Below are 933 nucleotides of genomic sequence, written 5' to 3' on the forward strand. Positions count from 1 at the left end.
CGATGGCACGTGGACGATCGTGGTTGCTGGGTCTGACCTTGCAGCGTCTGATGCGTTGAGTGTTTCAGTAACGACTGCGGATGCGGCGGGCAATAGCACGACTTCGACGGCGACCCATTCCTATGGCGTAGATACGGCTGCTCCTGAGCTGACAGTCTCGGTTGATCCGGTGACTTCGGATAATGTGATCAATGCCGCAGAGTCTGGTGCTTCGGTAAATGTCACGGGCCAGGTGACGGGAGAGTTCAACGAGGGTGATGCGGTCACCCTGACGGTCAACAGCGTTGAGTACAGCGGTACTGTTGCTGCGGATGGGTCGTGGGCGATCGCGGTTACTGGCTCTGATCTGGCTGCTGCGGATTCTCTGGATGTATCGGTCACGACAACCGATGCGGCGGGTAACAGCACGACGACAACTGCTACGCATGGCTATGGTGTAGACACGGTAGCGCCGGAATTGACGGTCTCGGTTGACCCGATCACTGCTGACAACGTGATCAATGCGGCTGAGTCTGGCGCTTCGGTGGGTGTCACTGGCAAGGTGACCGGTGAGTTCAACGAAGGCGATGTTGTCACCCTGACGGTTGGCAACACCTTGCTTACAGGCGCGGTTGGTGCCGATGGGTCGTGGACGATTGCGGTTGCTGGCTCTGATCTGGCTGCTGCTGGCTCTCTGAATGTTTCAGTGACGACGACGGACGCCGCAGGTAATAGTACGACGACGAATGCTACGCACAGCTATGGCGTGGATACTGCTGCGCCCGAGCTGACGGTCTCGGTTGATCCGGTGACTTCGGATAACGTCATCAACGCTGCCGAATCTGACACATCGGTAAACGTCACTGGTACGGTGACGGGTGAATTCAATGAAGGCGATGTTGTCACCCTGACGGTTGGCGGCACCTCACTCACAGGCGCAGTTGGTGCCGATGG

1 protein-coding gene is annotated in these 933 nt (G+C 57.9%); it reads left to right on the forward strand.

The genetic code is table 11. The features are described 5' to 3' along the window. Positions 1–933: Ig-like domain-containing protein (locus ABS761_RS16870; protein WP_350409551.1), on the forward strand; the 933-nt coding region annotated here is incomplete at both ends.

Origin of the sequence: Castellaniella sp. GW247-6E4, assembly GCF_040276065.1 — a bacterium.
In the GTDB taxonomy this organism is placed as follows: Bacteria; Pseudomonadota; Gammaproteobacteria; order Burkholderiales; family Burkholderiaceae_B; genus Castellaniella.